We start from the raw sequence: 16,965 nt of genomic DNA, 5'->3' as shown, positions 1-16,965 counted from the left end.
CTTAAAGTCGTACTTCAATATTATTTTCTTTTAGTTCTTTTTTTAATTCTGGAATTGGAATTTCACCAAAGTGAAATACACTGGCGGCTAAAGCGGCATCAGACTTACCCTCTTTAAAGGTATCAATAAAATGCTGCACATTACCTGCACCTCCAGAAGCAATAATAGGAATGTTTAGTTCATCAGAAAGCTTTGCTAAGGCTTTATTAGCAAAACCAGCTTTTGTACCATCATGATCCATAGACGTGAATAAAATTTCTCCGGCACCGCGTTCTTCAACTTCTTTGGCCCATTCGAATAAATCGATATCGGTTGGAATGGTACCTCCTGCTAAATGTACTTTCCAAGTAGCTCCTACTTGTTTGGCATCTATAGCAACCACTACACACTGGCTTCCGAATTTATCTGCTAATTCATTAACCAATTCAGGACGTTTTACGGCTGAAGAATTAATAGAAACTTTATCTGCACCGCATTTTAACAAGGCATCAACATGTTCTACTGAAGAAATTCCACCGCCTACCGTAAAAGGTATGTTTACCTGTTCTGCAACGTGAGTTACCATTTCTAAAGTAGTTCCTCTATTTTCTAGTGTAGCAGCAATGTCCAAAAAAACAAGTTCATCGGCTCCTACTTCGGCATATTGTTTTGCAAGTTCAACAGGGTCTCCAGCATCCCGTAAATCAACAAAGTTAACACCTTTTACGGTGCGTCCGTTTTTTATATCTAAACAAGGAATAATTCTTTTTGTAAGCATTATTAATCTTGGTTTTTAATGTTTAAATCTAACCCTGAATAAAATCCAAGATCTTTATTTTTAAGTGTTTTAGTTAAATATGCAATTTGTCCAGTATGATAAGAGTAATGCTCAGTTACATGAATTGCTATTCCTATACCAGAAAAGTTAAACCCTTGTACATTTCTTTTTCTAAGAAATTCTGATTCAGAAAGCTCGTTAATTACAGCTTTTACAGTTTCAACGGTATGCATTAACTTTTCCAAAAGCTGCACCTTACTTAATCCCCCAGAAATAGAAAATTCTTCGTCTCTATTACGCTTATCCTCTTTATTACCTAATGAAGCAATGGCATATTGCGTCATATTACCACAAAGATGCACTATTAAATTACCTACACTATTTGTTGAGTCGTTAACCTTTTTCCAAATATCGTCTTCTGATAATTGTTCTAAACTTAAAGAAACCATTCGTGTACTTTCATCTAGCCTATAACTAATTTGTTCTTTAAAATCGGTTAAAAGATTCATTTCTAATTACTGATTATAAAATTTTCTAATTGCTTTAAGCTAATCTTATTTTCATAGATAGCCTTACCAATAATAGTCCCTTCGCAACCTAATTCTGCCAGCTTTGGTAATTCTTCAAATTTTGATATACCGCCAGAAGCAATTAGTTTTAAAGATGCTTCGCTGCCCTCTGAATGACATTGTTCAATCATTTTTTCATACAAATCAAACGAAGGTCCCTGTAACATACCATCTTTGGCGATATCTGTACAAATCACGTAGCTTACACCTTTGCTCATATAATTTTTCACAAAAGGTATTAACTCCTCATCTGATTCTTCTAACCACCCACTAATGGCAATTTTTTCGTTGTTTGCATCTGCACCAAGAATAATTTTATCATTCCCAAACTTAGACAACCAACTTTCAAAAACCTCTGGTTTTTTTACTGCAATACTTCCACCAGTAATTTGCCCCGCACCAGATTCAAAAGCTATTTTTAAATCTTCATCCGTTTTAAGTCCGCCACCAAAATCAATTTTTAAATTAGTTTTAGTTGCAATCTGCTCCAAAACCTTATGATTCACAATATGGCTTGCCTTTGCTCCATCTAAATCTACCAAATGTAAATACTCAATACCATGATCCTGGTATTGTTTTGCTATTTCTAATGGATTTTCGTTATATATTTTCTTTGTGCTATAATCTCCTTTAGATAATCTTACACATTTGCCTTCAATGATATCTATAGCTGGTATTATTCTCATTTATAAGTATATATTTGTCTATATGAATATAATTAAAAATATAATTATTAGAATCTTTATTTCAGTTGCTGTTGCTCAAGCTGTTGCTCGAGAATTCCCTAAATATGAAGACTTTCTATTATTATCATTAACTATACTTTTATTAGCCCTTTTGTCTTATTTATCAAAAAAATTTTAATTACAACTCTAAAAAGTTTTTTAATATTTTAGCACCTTCTTTTCCGCTCTTCTCAGGGTGAAACTGCGTACCATAAAAATTTTCGTGTTGTAAAGCCGAGGCATAATTAATCTCATAATCAGTAGCCGCTATGGTTTCATTGCAATGCTCGGCATAATAACTATGCACTAAATACATGTACTCGTTTTCCTTTATACCTTTAAACAAATCAGATTTTAAGTCTTTAATGACATTCCATCCCATTTGAGGCACTTTTACGTCATTTGAAAATCGCTTTACATGGGTCTGGAAAATTCCTAACCCCTTGGTATTTCCTTCTTCAGTTGACAAACACATTAATTGCATTCCTAAACAAATGCCCAAGACAGGTTGTTTTAGCTTTGGAATTAATGTGTCTAATCCACTTTCTTTTAGCATTTTCATAGCCGAACTTGCTTCTCCAACACCCGGAAAAATAACTTTATCCGCTGCTTTTATTTCTTCCGGATCTTTAGACAAAACCGCATCGTATCCTAAACGGTTAAAAGCAAATTGAATGCTTTTTATGTTTCCTGCTCCGTAATCTATAATTACAAGAGAAGCCCCATCTAGCTTCCCCGAAGGGGCAGAACTCATACTCTTATCTATTACTTTACTCATTTTTTATATTTAAAGTTTTAACTCCTTCCCTTTGGGAAGGCTGGGATGGGCTTCTTAAAGCATTCCTTTTGTACTTGGTAAAAACATTTTGTTAGCATCTCGTTTTACAGCCATTTTCATAGCTTTAGCAAAAGCTTTGAATATGCCTTCAATCTTATGATGTTCGTTTACGCCTTCAGCTTTTACATTCAAATTACATCTAGCACCATCTGTAAATGATTTAAAAAGATGAAAAAACATTTCTGTAGGCATATCACCAATTTTTTCCCTTTTAAACTCGGCATCCCATTCTAACCAATTTCTACCACCAAAATCTACAGCCACTTGTGCTAAACAATCATCCATTGGTAAACAAAAACCGTAACGTTCAATACCTAATTTATTTCCCAGTGCTTTATTGAATAATTCGCCTAAGGCTATCATGGTATCTTCGATAGTATGATGTTCATCCACTTCTAAATCGCCATCAACTTTAATGGTTAAATCCATGGCACCATGACGACCAATTTGGTCTAACATGTGATCAAAGAAAGATAAGCCTGTTTGGATATCGTTCTTTCCAGAACCATCAAGATTTAATTTTATATATATCTGAGTTTCATTAGTGTTACGAGTAATTTCTGCAACTCTATCTTTAAGTTTTAAAAACTCATAAATTTCCTTCCAGTCTGTGCTTGTTAAAGCAATACAGTCAATAATTTCTTGTTTAGAAGCCTCAATTTCATCGGCTCCAAGCTCGGGGTCTTCTGATAAATAAATGCCCTTTGCTCCAAGATTTTTTGCCAATTCCATGTCCGTAATTCTATCACCTAAAACAAAAGAGTTTTGTAAATCGTAATCTTCAGAAAAATACTGTGTTAATAAACCTGTTCTTGGTTTTCGTGTATCGGCATTTTCATGTGGAAAGGTTTTATCAATATGAACTTCCGAAAACTCAACACCTTCCTTCTTAAAAGCATCAATAATTTTATTTTGTGCAGGCCAAAACGTATCTTCTGGAAACGCATCTGTTCCTAACCCATCTTGATTGGTTACCATAACCAGCTCAAAATCTAGCTCAGTAGCTATTTTAGCCATGTATTGGAACACTTTTGGGTAAAACTCAAGCTTTTCCAAACTATCTAATTGATAATCTACTGGTGGCTCTAATACTAATGTTCCGTCTCTATCTATAAATAATACTTTCTTCATTAGATTAACTTTAAAGTATTTATTAAAACTTTATTTTCTTTGGGTGTCCCTACAGTAAAGCGCAAGCAATTTTCACAAAGTGGTTGTGTGGTTCTGTTTCTAATAACAACCCCTTTACTAATCAACTCATCATATCGTCTTGTAGCATCATCTACCTTTGCTAAGACAAAATTTGCATCAGAAGGATATATCTCTGAAACAAATGAAATACCTTTCAATTCTTCAATCAAAGCAGTTCTTTCATCTAAAATTGATTGAATTTGTTCTTTAATCTTAGCTTCATCTTTTAATTGCTCAATGGCGCGCTGTTGTGTTAGTTCATTGACGTTATACGGAGGTTTAATGTTGTTTAAAACCTGAATAATTTCTTTAGAAGCATAACTTACACCTAATCTTATTCCTGCCATTCCATAGGCTTTTGATAAGGTTTGGGTAACGATTAAGTTCGGAAATTCATTTAATCTTTCAATCCAACTAGGGGTATCGGCAAAATCAATATAAGCTTCATCAATAACCACCACTCCTTTAAATTCGGTTAACAATTTTTCAATTAATTCTGAAGAAAAACTATTACCTGTTGGGTTATTTGGTGAACATAGAAACAATAATTTACTGTTACTATCGGCTATATCTAAAATTTTATCAACTTGAGGTTGAAAATCCTCTGATAATAATACCTTTTTAATTGATACTGCATTTATATTAGCCAAAACACTATACATACCATAGGTTGGCGGTAATGTGATGATATTATCTATATTAGGCTCGCAAAAAGCACGATAAATAAGATCTAACACTTCATCACTTCCATTGCCTAACAACATATTTTCAACGGGAATGCCCTTTAATTTTGAAAGCAACCCTTTTACTGTAGTTTGCTGTGGGTCAGGATACCTATTCACACCATTTTCAAAAGGATTTTCATTGGCGTCTAAAAACACCATATCCTTGGGCACACCTTTAAATTCATCTCTTGCAGATGAATATGGTTTTAATGCTTTTATGCTTGGTCTTACTAAATCTAAAACGTTCATTTTGATGTTGTTTGTCATTCCGAACATAGTGAGGAATCTCATTATAGATTCTTCGCTCCGCTTGGACTCCGTTCTGAATGACAGTTATTTTAAATCCTTTAATCTTATACTAACAGCATTCTTATGTGCCTGCAATCCTTCTGCTTCTGCCATTAATTCAATGGTTTCTCCAATATTCAGTATACCTTCTCTAGATATTTTTTGAAAGGTCATACTTTTGGTAAAACTATCAAGATTTACTCCAGAATAAGCTTTACTAAATCCATTGGTGGGCAAAGTGTGGTTTGTTCCCGATGCATAATCTCCTGCACTTTCTGGAGTGTAATCGCCAATAAACACAGAACCAGCATTTCTGATGCCATCAACATAATACTCTTCATTTTCTGAACAAATGATAAAATGTTCTGGACCATACTGATTAATTAAGTCTAAAGCTGTAGCATCATCATCAACCAAAATTGATTTAGAATTTGCTATTGCTTTTTCAGCAATTGCTTTTCTTGGTAACACTTGCAATTGTGCTTCAACTTCCTCAGAGACCTTATTGATCAATTCTTTTGATGTTGCCACTAAAATCACCTGACTATCAACACCATGCTCCGCCTGACTTAGTAAATCTGAAGCTATATAACTGGCGTTAGCGCTTTTATCTGCTACTACCAATAACTCACTTGGTCCAGCGGGCATATCTATTGCTACCCCATATTTTGTTGCTAATTGTTTAGCAACGGTTACAAACTGATTTCCTGGGCCGAATATCTTATAAACCTGAGGAATTGTTTGAGTCCCGAAAGTTAATCCAGCTATAGCTTGAATTCCTCCTACTTTAAATATTTTTGTAACTCCACAAAGTTGAGCAGCATATAAAATTTCTGGAGCTAATTTTCCTTCTTTGTTTGGTGGAGAACACAAGACGATTTCATTGCAACCAGCTATTTGAGCCGGAGCCGCTAACATTAACACAGTAGAAAATAATGGTGCAGTTCCTCCAGGAATGTATAATCCCACACTTTCAATAGGCCTTTTTTCCTGCCAACACTGTACGCCATTAGTTGTTTCTAAACTAACTTTATTAGTTTTTTGTGCTGCATGAAATGCCTCAATATTTTCTTTTGCTTTAGAAATAGCATCACGCAATTTTTGCGGAATTGTGGCAACTGCTGTTTCTATTTCTTGCGTGGTAACCAAATTATTCTCCAGAACTACTTTATCAAATCGCTCGGTATATTGTTGAATGGCTTTATCGCCATTTGCAAGTACATCCTTAAATACTTCGCTAACAATACCTTCAATATCATTAACAGTTTGTGTGGGTCTTTTTAAAATATCAGACCATGATGCTCTATTGGGATTGTCTATTATTTGCATACTAATTCTTCTTTTAATGAAATTCTGAAACGCGTTCAGAATAACAAAAATTTAAAGCACCATTTTTTCGATTGGACAAACCAAAATACCCTCTGCTCCATTGTCTTTTAGAGCATCAATAACATCCCAAAATTCGTTCTTACTTATAACTGAGTGTACAGAGCTCCAGCCTTCTTGTGCTAAGGGTAATACCGTAGGACTCTTCATGCCTGGTAGTAAACTTATAATTTTATCTAATTTATCATTAGGCGCATTTAAAAGCACATATTTTGAGTTTTTTCCTTTTAAAACTGATTTAATTCTGAACAAAAGTGTATCCAGAATCTGTTGTTTTTCTTCAGACAAATTAGGTGTAGATGTTAATACTGCTTCACTTTTAAAGAGTACTTCAGCCTCTTTTAAATTGTTCTTAAATAAAGTACTTCCACTAGAAACAATATCAACTATAGCATTAGCTAAACCAATGTTTGGTGCGATTTCAACAGAACCATTAATAATGTGTATATCTGCCTTTTCTCCTTTTTGTTCAAAATATTGATTTACTGTATTTGGGTATGAGGTTGCAATTTTTTTACCTCTTAAATCCTCAATTGAGTTATACTCCACATCTTTTGGAACTGCTATAGAGACTTTACATTTAGAAAAACCTAAACGCTCTACAATTGGTAAATCGTTACCTTTTTCTATTAATGTGTTTTCACCTAAAATGGCTATATCTACAACACCATCGCGTAAATACTGCGGAATATCACCGTTACGTAAATACAATACTTCTAATGGAAAATTTCTAGCGGCTGCTTTTAATTGATCTTTACCATTATCAATTGAAATACCACAATTTTTTAATAATTCTAATGATTCCTGGTTTAGCCTACCAGATTTTTGAACTGCAATTTTTAACGTACTCATTTTGTTTTTGTTATGAGTTTGAAACAATCTAGTTGATTTTAGAAATGAAAAACCCGCTTGATTGTCTCAAACGGGTTTAAATATTTTGATTTTATTCAATACATTTTCACTTCGCTTGAGCGCAAATATGAAAATGATGATGTGTTTGAATAAAAGTCATGTCTTAATTTCTTTGTACAAATATCTATAAAACTTTAATAAAATTCCAAATAATATAATTGAATTTTTAATTTTTAAGCATTCAACAGTTAACTATATTATTTGTTGTTTAAAATTTAAAATAAATGACAAAAAACTGATATTTTTAATTATTGATTACCTAATATTACTGGTAAGCCACTATCTCCCGAACCTATTACAATAACTTTACTATTTGACGATTCAGCTAATTTTGTTGTAGCTTCAATCCCCTTGTCTTGTAAAATTTTATCTGTTAAAGAAGCACTTAAGATTTTATTAGCATCTGCTTTACCTTGAGCTTCAATACGCTGTTTTTCTGCTTCTTTTTGAGCGGTAACTAGTCTAAACTCGTATTCTAAAGATTCTTGTTCCTGCTTTAATTTACGTTCAATAGCTTCCTTAATTGTTGGTGGCAATGTTACATCTCTAATTAAGATGCTATTTAATTGAATGTATTGGCTAGAAACAATCTTTTTAGTTTCCATAAAGATTTCTTCCTGAATAGCATCACGCTTACTAGAGTATAATTGCTCTGGCGTATATCTACCTACTACACTTCTTGCGGCACTTCTAACAGCTGGTTGTAACACTCTACTTAAATAATTCTCTCCTTTTTCATTATGAAGTTTCCCTAAATTTTTAACGTCTGGTTCGTATAGCACAGAAGCATCAAGTTTAATATCAAGACCGTTAGATGATAATACCGACATTGCTTCTGGAACTTCTTGCTGACGTGTTTCATAATCAATAACACGATTCCAAGGTGCAATAATATGAAAACCAGGCCCTAAAGGTTCTTTATCTGAATCTACACCATTTCCTAAAGTTTCATATAGCACACCTGCATGTCCTGCATCTATTGTTACGGCAGATTTAGCCAATACAACAAAGATGATAACAACTGCCACAATTATTGGCAATCCAATTTTTGGTAATTTTTCCATTATGTTTTATTTAAATTAGTCCGTTATATTTTCTTAAAAACCATTCAACAGATAAGCTTAAAGCTATAATTGCTAAAAGGATTTTCCAGTCTATCAAAGGTATGATATTTTTATTGCTTTTTTGAACAGAAACGAATCTCTCATCATTGATTAAATCGTTAACTAACCTTGATGTATTATCAATAAAATAGCTATTTCCTCCACTATTTGTAGCTAACTGCTGCAACTTTGTTACATTGGCATTCAAAAATTGTTCTTCAACATTATATTCCAGAATAGTAAAACTACCTGATTTGCTAATGTTGGCGGAATTAGCCTTAACGGTGAAGTTATACTCACCCGCCTTTAGATTACTTAAATCAGCTTGAAAATTGTTAGTTTTTAAAACTAAAGGAAGTTCTAAACTTTCCTTGGTCAACGTATTGGTTAATGTAATTGTTAAATTTTCTCTATTGTCAAAAACATAGTTTTTATCAAAAATTTGAGCGTTTACAATGACATTACTATTACCAACATAAAATGATTCGTAATCTACGTTCAATCTGCTTCTTTGCTTTGCAGTAGCTAGATATTGTATGAGTTTACCAATAAAATTATCGAATTCATTAAACGATTTAGTGTTTAGAAAACTTTGAGCACGCCATTTCCAGATGTTCTCACCAAACAATACCGCTTCTCTTCTATTGTTTATTTCTAAAGTAGACAACAACGGTTCTTGGGTAGAAACACTACCAATACGCTTTGTTAGAATATTTTGAAACCCAGAATTAAATGTTATTGAACCATAATTAGCATTAAGAGGAGGAAAAGACTCAAAATCAATGTTTTCTATTTGAAATGGAGAATAATTCAAATTGAAATCTGCTTGATATTCCTCTGTTTGTTGCAAGTTCTCATGAGTGAAATTTGATGATATACCATTAACAAAATTAAGGTCTGTTTTGGTTCCAATAATCTGTAAGTAATTCTTTTTTAACTCTTGTAATTTCTCAAATAAACCTTTAAACTTGATATTAGGCTGATTTAATATGAATAATTGAAAGTCATCAATTTTAGCAATAGCTTCTGAGGTATTTAAAACTGATACCGAACGTTGCTCATTGGTTTCTATACTTTTCTTTAAAGCACCTATATCTGGGTGCACAATATCTGATACAATTGCTATTTTAGTTTTTTGATCAATAACTTCTATAGCAAAGTTTTTTGTATTGTTGATTTTGTTTTTTTCAGTTTGAAGCGCCGTTAAACTTGCTCTGTAAACATTTGTTCCTATGCGACTTGCTGGTAATGTGAAATTTACAATTTTGGAATTACTAGCTTTCGAAAAAGCTACTTTCTCCGTATAAACTAAGGCATTACCCTTATACACCTTAAGTTCTGAGTTTACATTGCTATTACCAGTATAAACAAGAATTACCTCTACAGGAAACCTGTTCTTTAAATACGCATATTTATTGGCATTTAATTGCTGAATTTTTAAATCAGTATGAACAACGGTATCTCCTAAAATCACAGGATATATAGGCTGTTTTAAATCATTTGCAGCAAACTGATAATCTGTGCCGAATGTTTGATTGCCATCAGTAATAATTACAGTTGGAGCTATTGATGTATGAATCTCGGAAATTTGACTTAAAGCCTTATTTATATTAGTTTCCTTAAGATCGAATGTTAAGGAATCCATTGCACTTATGGCATTTCCAAAAACGTAAGAGGTAACCTGAAACTTGGAATTTAAAGCACTATTAGTTGTTAAAGCAGTCACTAAATCCTTTGCTTGAGCATCTTGCCCCAAATGTTTTATAGAATTGGTGTTATCTACAGCAAGTATAAGCTCTGGCTTTTCTGTATAGTACTTTATTTTATCGAACTTAGGATTAACTAACAATAAAAGAATTCCGAAAACAGATATAAATCTTAAAAAAGCAAAAACAGAAACAAGCCTAATACTTTTAGACTTTGCCCTATATTTATACTGAAAAAGCGCTATTCCTAGCGCTATTATTCCTGATAATATTATATAAAGCAATGTAGTTGTTTCCAAATAATTAGGATCTTATATTAATTAGCTCAAAGGAATTAAAGAACCTATCTATATCTGTATTATCTTGATTTTGTTCCGTTGAAATAGTTTGTAAAATATAAACTTTATAACCTACTAAGAAGCATTTCAAATTAATAATATAATTAGCGCCACCAGAAGTAATTATTATTCTAGCTTTTTTTCCGCTGTAACCATTTAGACTAATATCTTTTGAATACTGTAAAACGCCCTTAACGTTAGAAACTGCACCATCAACACATCCTTTTAAAACGTTATTTTCTTTCTCTGGCGTATTTAGCCCCTCAGGGAACCACGACTCAGGATAATCTGAAGTCGCAGTCATATAAATGAAATTTTTTGTAGTTTCCTTTTCGTCATTAACTGTATAAGAGTACATGGTAATATCTCCCTTTGCTGTAGGTACATTTGTTTCCTGAGCTACAGGTTCAAAAGGAAAATACACTCTATAGGCGTGCTTGGTATCTTTTTTCAAAATCCATTTTCCATTTTGAGCAAAAGAGACTAAACTACAATTAAGCAGTAGCACAAAAAATAAAACCAAGCACTTCTTCATAAGTTAATTAGGTTAACATTCCTCCATCTACGTTTAACGTTTGTCCTGTTACATAGGCAGATAAATCACTAGCTAAGAACACACATGCATTGGCAACATCTTCTGGAGAACCACCTCTTTTTAAAGGAATACCTGCTCTCCACCCCTTTACAACTTCTTCATCTAATTTAGCAGTCATTTCAGTTTCAATAAAACCAGGAGCAATAACATTACTTCTAATATTTCTAGAACCTAACTCTAGAGCAACAGATTTAGAAAACCCAATTATTCCTGCTTTAGATGCAGCATAATTTGTCTGACCGGCATTACCTTTTACGCCTACAACAGAACTCATATTAATAATTGAACCTTTTCGTTGTTTCAACATGGTACGCTGAACCGCTTTGGTCATATTGAAAACAGATTTTAGGTTTACTTCTATTACTTTATCAAAATCTTCCTCAGAAATTCTCATTAATAAGTTGTCTTTTGTAATTCCTGCGTTGTTAACCAGAACATCTATACTTCCAAATTCTTTAACAACTTCAGCAGCTAATTCTTGAGCTTGATCAAAACTAGCCGCATTACTTTGGTATCCTTTAGCTTTAACTCCTAAACCATTTAACTCTTCCTCTAAAGCCTTAGCAGCATCAACAGATGAACTATACGTAAACGCTACATTAGCTCCTTGTTGTGCAAAAACTTGTGCAATTCCTTTTCCTATTCCTCTACTAGCACCAGTAATGATAGCAGTTTTTCCTTCTAATAATTTCATAAATGAATGTTAGTTATATTGTCAATTTCATTATTATTTCAAATATAGCAAATACAACTAATTATAAAATAAAAAAGTCCCACAATTACTTGCGGGACTCTATATTAATTAAGATATGTTATAACTTAAGCGCTTTAGGTTTTTCATAATTAAATAAATAATCTACATCTAATTCTTTTACTTCACCTAATTTAGATAGTTCTTTAAAATTAACATCTTTTTTATTACCAATAACTAACACATTATAAGATTGTCCCTTAATATTTTCGTTGAAAAACATTTTCAAATCAGCAAGTGACATGTCCTTTATTGTATTGTACATTTCCTTTCTGTTGTCCTCGGTAATACCGCGCTTTTTTAAACCTTCATAAGTCCAAAATATATCAGACTTAGTAATTCTTTCTGCTGCAATCTGTTTTAAAGTAGCTTCTTTTGCTTGATTAAACATTTCCTGAGCTTCTGGCATATTAGTCATTAAGTCTAACATAGCATCTATAGCTTGAGGCATTTTGTTAACTTGAGTACCGATATACGCGTATACATAATTATGTTTGTCTTTTTCTGAAGCATTACTATAACTAGAAAATGCTGAGTACGCCAGGGATTTCGATTCTCTAATTTCCTGAAAAACAATCGATGACAAACCAGACCCAAAGTATGTATTAAACAGATTAGAGGCGGCCAGTTTGGCTGGATCAAATTCCGATCCTTTTGCCAAAAAGATAATCTCACTCTGCACCATATCGTAGTCAACAAAATAAACACTACCTCCAGTGTCTTTCTGAATGTAATTTGTTTTTGAAGGATAGTCACTTAGGGCATTATTTAACTTATGATTTTTATCTATTGCAGCAATAGCGTTATCTATCTCCTTTCCATAGTAAAATATGCGTTGTTTATAATTTTTAAGCCCCTTTATTTTATTGACAAGATCTTGAGGGTTAATAGCCTTTAGTTCTTCTAAATTTAAAATATTCCGTAGTCTTGAATTCTCACCATACATGCCGTAGTTAAATAATCCGTTCCATAAAATATTACCTTTTTCGACCTTACCGTCTTCTCTTCCTTTAATGATTTTATCAACGTATTTGTTATAAGCCTCTTGATTCGGCACAGCATTCTCCCAAAGATTTTCTAAAAGGACTAACCCCGCATCTAAGTTTTCTTTTAATCCAGAAAGCCCTATATACGTTTTATCTGAAGACGAACTTATTGAGTACTCAATACCAAGCTTATAAAACTCTTTTTTAACATCTTCTGGAGACAATTGGTCAGTTCCTAAATAATCAAAATAACCCGCAGCAATAGGCAATAACTTATCATGATCTTTACCTAGATCAAAAATTACATTGAGGTCGAACAAATCATTGGTGTTATTTTCAATATAAGAAACCTCTAAACCGTTAGCGGTATTACTCGTTTTAATAGCCGTGCTATAATCTATATATTGAGGTTCAATTTTTGGCGATTCAATTTTTTTAAATGCACTAAGAAAAGAAGACTCTTTATCCCTATTTAGCTCAATAGGCGTAATTCCAGGGTTTTTAACTTTCATTGTATTTTTATCTTCCCCCTTAAGTTTATGTACTTCTACATAATTGTTTGCGTAATGTTTATTAGCAAAATCAATAATATCCTGTTTTGTAACTTTCTTCATTTCATCAAAAATGGTAAGTCGATCTTTCCAATCTGCAAAATGAATAAAGGCGTCTAAGTACTCATACGCTGTGGAAGAGGCATCTCCAAAACTTTTTGTTCTAGAAAGTTTTAGGTCATTAATAACCGCATCTATAATCCAATCATCAAAATTACCACTCTTTACATTCTCTATTTCAGCAAGAAGAAGGTCTCGAACATCATCTAAAGATTGTCCCGCTTTTGGCATTCCTATTAAAACATGCATTCCGTAGTCATTATTAAAACTTGTGAAAGAAGATCCATACTGCACAGCTTGTTTTTGGTTTAAATTTAAATCCATTAACCCTGCTTGAGAATTTGCCAAAATGTAATCTACAAGTTTTACTAACATTGCCTCTTTCGTACCGTAACCATCTGTTCTAAAGGCTACGAAAATTGATTCGGCAGTTGGACCAAAAACTTCTTTTTTAATTGGCGAAGTAATTGGGGCTTCCTTGGGTAATTCTGGATGAACAACATCTTTTCTTTCATAACTCCCAAACGCATCATTTACTTTTTGAATTGTAGTATCAAAATCTAAATCACCAACCAGTACTACTGCCATATTATTAGGAACATAATACTTATCAAAATAAGCATGAATTGCCTCCATTGAAGGGTTTTTCAAATGCTCTCCCTTCCCTATCGTTGTTTGGGTACCGTATGGATGCGTTGGAAAAACACCTTCTAACATTGTATAATATTGTTTTCTCCTATCGCTATCTTGTCCCATATTAAATTCTTCATATACGGCTTCTAATTCCGTATGAAATAATCTTAATACTAATTGACTAAATCTTTCCCCTTCAACTTTCAACCATTTATCTAACTCATTAGACGGTATTTTGTTTACATATACCGTTTGTTCATTTGAGGTAAATGCATTTGTTCCCTCAGCACCTAGCATAGTTGTTAACTTGTCATATTCATTAGCAACACATAATTTTGACGCTTCGTAAGAAAGCTTATCTATTTCCTTATAGATTTCCTTTTTCTTATCAGGGTCAGATTCTGCTTTGTGTTTTTCATATAAGTCTGATATCTGTTTTAGTATTTTATGCTCAGCTTCGAAGTCCAAAGCACCTATCTCATCAGTACCTTTAAATACCATATGTTCTAAATAATGAGCTAACCCCGTATTATCAGCTGGATCATAAGAGGACCCCGCTCTTACACCTATTAGTGTTTGTATTTTAGGTTCTTCTTCATTTTTACCCAAATACACTTTTAAACCATTATCTAAAGTATATAGTCTTAGGCCAGTAGGGTCATTAGTTACTGTTTCGTACTTAAAACCATTTGAATCGGAATGCTGCTCAATGCTAACAACATCTGCATTCGATGAATTTTTGCAATTATTCAGGAAAAGTGTAACGAATAAAAGGGAAAGAATTTTGAATGTTCTCATTAATGATTGATTTGTATTAGTTTGCTTATGAAATTAAACTAATAATATCACTTCAGGTAATATTTATCAACATTTAACAAAATTTAAGGCATAAAAAAACCTCTTGATTTGTATCAAGAGGTTTTTTATAAATCTTTGCGATATTTTAAAGAACTTCCGCCACTTTTTCTCCAATTTTAGCAGGAGAATCAACAACATGAATTCCACAAGCTCTCATAATTTTCTTTTTTGCTTGAGCCGTATCATCACTTCCTCCAACAATAGCACCTGCGTGCCCCATTGTTCTTCCGGCAGGAGCTGTTTCTCCAGCAATAAATCCAATAACTGGTTTTTTACTTCCACTCTCCTTGTACCAATTTGCAGCATCAGCCTCTAACTGACCTCCAATCTCCCCGATCATTACCACAGCTTCGGTCTCTGGGTCATTAATTAATAATTCCACTGCCTCTTTGGTTGTAGTTCCAATAATAGGATCACCACCAATACCGATTGCAGTTGTAATACCTAAACCTTGCTTTACAACTTGGTCTGCAGCTTCATAAGTTAATGTTCCTGATTTAGAAACAATACCAACTTTTCCTTTTTTGAAAACAAAACCTGGCATAATTCCAACTTTTGCTTCACCTGGTGTAATAACACCTGGACAGTTAGGACCAATTAAACGGCACTCTTTGTCTTTTATATAATCTGCTGCCTTAATCATATCAGCTACAGGTATACCTTCAGTAATTGTAATAATAACTTTAATTCCTGCATCTGCAGCTTCCATAATGGCATCTGCGGCAAATGCTGGTGGAACAAATATAATTGTTGTATCTGCTCCAACTTCTTTTACAGCTTCTTCAACTGTATTAAAAACTGGTTTATCTAAGTGTGTTTGGCCACCTTTACCTGGTGTAACACCACCAACTACGTTGGTTCCATATTCAATCATTTGACTAGCGTGAAATGTACCTTCACTACCTGTAAAACCTTGAACAATAATTTTTGAATCTTTATTTACTAAAACACTCATACGTGACTAATTGAAGTTATTGAATAAATACGAGCAAATGTAATTTTTTTGAATTAATTTCTTAACGTATTATTCAATTTATTTTGAAAAAATTAAACCTTAAATTGACTCTTTAACAAATCTAAAATTTCTGGGATTTTTTTAATGGATGCTATCTCTTTATACTTACTTCTAAAATCTGCTGCAGGTACACCAAAATAGCTTTTACCTCCTTCTAGCGATTTACTTACTCCGGATTTGGCAGAAATAATAGCCTTTGCACCAATAGTAATCCCACTTGTAACGCCAACTTGCCCCCACATTGTAACTTCATCTTCTACTATTACACAACCAGCAATACCCACATGAGATGCTAAAAGACATTTTCTTCCAATAACCGTATCATGCCCAATTTGCACGATGTTATCTATTTTAGTCCCTTCTTTTATAGTCGTATCTCCCGTAACACCTTTATCTATTGTGCAATTAGAACCTATATCTACATTATCCTCAATTACAACTCTTCCACAAGATAAAAGTCTATCAAAACCTTCTGGTCTCTTTTTATAATAGAATGCATTACCGCCCAATACTGTTCCTGCATGGATGGTAACATTATCTCCAATAACAGCATCATCATAAATACTTACGTTAGAGTGAATAACACAATTCTTTCCTATTACTACATTATTTCCTATAAATGTATTTGGTTGAATTATAGTGCCTTCGCCTATTTTAGCAGAATCTGATATTTGCTTATTAGAAGCTTGAAATGGTCTAAAATGGTTAGATAATTTATTGAAGTCCCTAAAAGGATCATCGCTTACTAAGAGCGCTTTACCTTTAGGGCATTCCACTTCTTTATTAATTAAAACAATGGTTGCTGCAGACTCTAACGCCTTATCATAGTACTTGGGATGATCTACAAAAACAATATCTCCAGGCTCAACAACATGAATTTCATTCATTCCCAAAACGGGAAAGTCCGCATCTCCCACATAACTACAATTAATTAATTGAGAGATTTCTAGTAAGGTTTTTGGCTGTGGAAACTTCAAG

At 33.2% G+C, this 16,965-nt stretch carries 15 protein-coding genes; all 15 read right to left on the bottom strand.

Annotated elements, in window-relative coordinates:
* Nucleotide 1: 1 nt before the first annotated feature.
* Complete coding sequence (gene hisF, locus FUA24_RS20395) at nucleotides 2-757, bottom strand: imidazole glycerol phosphate synthase subunit HisF (RefSeq protein ID WP_148544896.1); 756 nt, start codon at nucleotides 755-757, stop codon at nucleotides 2-4.
* 2 nt (nucleotides 758-759) lie between these two features.
* Nucleotides 760-1,266, bottom strand: coding sequence for a DUF1572 family protein (locus tag FUA24_RS20390; RefSeq protein WP_148544895.1), 507 nt, complete (start codon nucleotides 1,264-1,266; stop codon nucleotides 760-762).
* 2 nt (nucleotides 1,267-1,268) lie between these two features.
* Complete coding sequence (hisA, locus tag FUA24_RS20385) at nucleotides 1,269-2,012, bottom strand: 1-(5-phosphoribosyl)-5-[(5-phosphoribosylamino)methylideneamino]imidazole-4-carboxamide isomerase (RefSeq protein WP_148544894.1); 744 nt, start codon at nucleotides 2,010-2,012, stop codon at nucleotides 1,269-1,271.
* Nucleotides 2,013-2,190: 178 nt separating this feature from the next.
* On the bottom strand, nucleotides 2,191-2,805 hold the full coding sequence (hisH, locus tag FUA24_RS20380) for an imidazole glycerol phosphate synthase subunit HisH (RefSeq protein ID WP_148545037.1): 615 nt from the start codon (nucleotides 2,803-2,805) through the stop codon (nucleotides 2,191-2,193).
* Between the two features lie 78 nt (nucleotides 2,806-2,883).
* Nucleotides 2,884-4,020: a bifunctional histidinol-phosphatase/imidazoleglycerol-phosphate dehydratase HisB gene (hisB, locus tag FUA24_RS20375; protein WP_148544893.1), complete on the bottom strand. Its 1,137-nt coding sequence runs from the start codon at nucleotides 4,018-4,020 to the stop codon at nucleotides 2,884-2,886.
* A complete protein-coding gene (gene hisC, locus FUA24_RS20370; protein ID WP_148545036.1) occupies nucleotides 4,020-5,054 on the bottom strand; it encodes a histidinol-phosphate transaminase in 1,035 nt (344 codons plus the stop codon). The genes hisB and hisC overlap by 1 nt, the downstream gene beginning before the upstream one ends.
* 84 nt (nucleotides 5,055-5,138) lie before the next feature.
* Nucleotides 5,139-6,422 (bottom strand): histidinol dehydrogenase, encoded by a 1,284-nt coding sequence (hisD, locus tag FUA24_RS20365; protein ID WP_148544892.1) that lies wholly within the window; start codon nucleotides 6,420-6,422, stop codon nucleotides 5,139-5,141.
* A gap of 51 nt (nucleotides 6,423-6,473) precedes the next feature.
* On the bottom strand, nucleotides 6,474-7,331 hold the full coding sequence (hisG, locus tag FUA24_RS20360; RefSeq protein ID WP_148544891.1) for an ATP phosphoribosyltransferase: 858 nt from the start codon (nucleotides 7,329-7,331) through the stop codon (nucleotides 6,474-6,476).
* 308 nt (nucleotides 7,332-7,639) lie between these two features.
* Nucleotides 7,640-8,455: a prohibitin family protein gene (locus FUA24_RS20355; protein ID WP_148544890.1), complete on the bottom strand. Its 816-nt coding sequence runs from the start codon at nucleotides 8,453-8,455 to the stop codon at nucleotides 7,640-7,642.
* Nucleotides 8,456-8,465: 10 nt separating this feature from the next.
* Nucleotides 8,466-10,499, bottom strand: a complete 2,034-nt coding sequence (locus tag FUA24_RS20350) for a VWA domain-containing protein (protein WP_148544889.1) — start codon at nucleotides 10,497-10,499, stop codon at nucleotides 8,466-8,468.
* 4 nt (nucleotides 10,500-10,503) lie between these two features.
* Complete coding sequence (locus FUA24_RS20345) at nucleotides 10,504-11,073, bottom strand: hypothetical protein (protein ID WP_148544888.1); 570 nt, start codon at nucleotides 11,071-11,073, stop codon at nucleotides 10,504-10,506.
* A 7-nt stretch (nucleotides 11,074-11,080) separates the two neighbouring features.
* The gene (fabG, locus tag FUA24_RS20340) at nucleotides 11,081-11,827 is read right to left on the bottom strand and encodes a 3-oxoacyl-[acyl-carrier-protein] reductase (protein WP_148544887.1); all 747 of its coding nucleotides are present in this window, start codon (nucleotides 11,825-11,827) and stop codon (nucleotides 11,081-11,083) included.
* A 118-nt stretch (nucleotides 11,828-11,945) separates the two neighbouring features.
* Entirely contained in the window at nucleotides 11,946-14,912 is a 2,967-nt protein-coding gene (locus tag FUA24_RS20335; RefSeq protein WP_148544886.1) for a M16 family metallopeptidase, read from the bottom strand.
* Nucleotides 14,913-15,057: 145 nt separating this feature from the next.
* Nucleotides 15,058-15,927, bottom strand: a complete 870-nt coding sequence (sucD, locus tag FUA24_RS20330) for a succinate--CoA ligase subunit alpha (RefSeq protein ID WP_148544885.1) — start codon at nucleotides 15,925-15,927, stop codon at nucleotides 15,058-15,060.
* Between the two features lie 92 nt (nucleotides 15,928-16,019).
* Nucleotides 16,020-16,964: a UDP-3-O-(3-hydroxymyristoyl)glucosamine N-acyltransferase gene (locus FUA24_RS20325; protein WP_148544884.1), complete on the bottom strand. Its 945-nt coding sequence runs from the start codon at nucleotides 16,962-16,964 to the stop codon at nucleotides 16,020-16,022.
* Nucleotide 16,965 lies beyond the last annotated feature (1 nt).

It is taken from the genome of Seonamhaeicola marinus (genome assembly GCF_008085455.1).
Note: the sequence above shows the minus strand (reverse complement) of the source record. Positions and strands in the feature narration are given on the sequence as shown.

Bases quoted from the DNA above. Each gene is read 5' to 3' on its own strand.
- hisF (WP_148544896.1), bottom strand. From the start codon at position 757: ATGCTTACAAAAAGAATTATTCCTTGTTTAGATATAAAAAACGGACGC.
- FUA24_RS20390 (WP_148544895.1), bottom strand. From the start codon at position 1,266: ATGAATCTTTTAACCGATTTTAAAGAACAAATTAGTTATAGGCTAGAT.
- hisA (WP_148544894.1), bottom strand. From the start codon at position 2,012: ATGAGAATAATACCAGCTATAGATATCATTGAAGGCAAATGTGTAAGA.
- hisH (WP_148545037.1), bottom strand. From the start codon at position 2,805: ATGAGTTCTGCCCCTTCGGGGAAGCTAGATGGGGCTTCTCTTGTAATT.
- hisB (WP_148544893.1), bottom strand. From the start codon at position 4,020: ATGAAGAAAGTATTATTTATAGATAGAGACGGAACATTAGTATTAGAG.
- hisC (WP_148545036.1), bottom strand. From the start codon at position 5,054: ATGAACGTTTTAGATTTAGTAAGACCAAGCATAAAAGCATTAAAACCA.
- hisD (WP_148544892.1), bottom strand. From the start codon at position 6,422: ATGCAAATAATAGACAATCCCAATAGAGCATCATGGTCTGATATTTTA.
- hisG (WP_148544891.1), bottom strand. From the start codon at position 7,331: ATGAGTACGTTAAAAATTGCAGTTCAAAAATCTGGTAGGCTAAACCAG.
- FUA24_RS20355 (WP_148544890.1), bottom strand. From the start codon at position 8,455: ATGGAAAAATTACCAAAAATTGGATTGCCAATAATTGTGGCAGTTGTT.
- FUA24_RS20345 (WP_148544888.1), bottom strand. From the start codon at position 11,073: ATGAAGAAGTGCTTGGTTTTATTTTTTGTGCTACTGCTTAATTGTAGT.
- fabG (WP_148544887.1), bottom strand. From the start codon at position 11,827: ATGAAATTATTAGAAGGAAAAACTGCTATCATTACTGGTGCTAGTAGA.
- FUA24_RS20335 (WP_148544886.1), bottom strand. From the start codon at position 14,912: ATGAGAACATTCAAAATTCTTTCCCTTTTATTCGTTACACTTTTCCTG.
- sucD (WP_148544885.1), bottom strand. From the start codon at position 15,927: ATGAGTGTTTTAGTAAATAAAGATTCAAAAATTATTGTTCAAGGTTTT.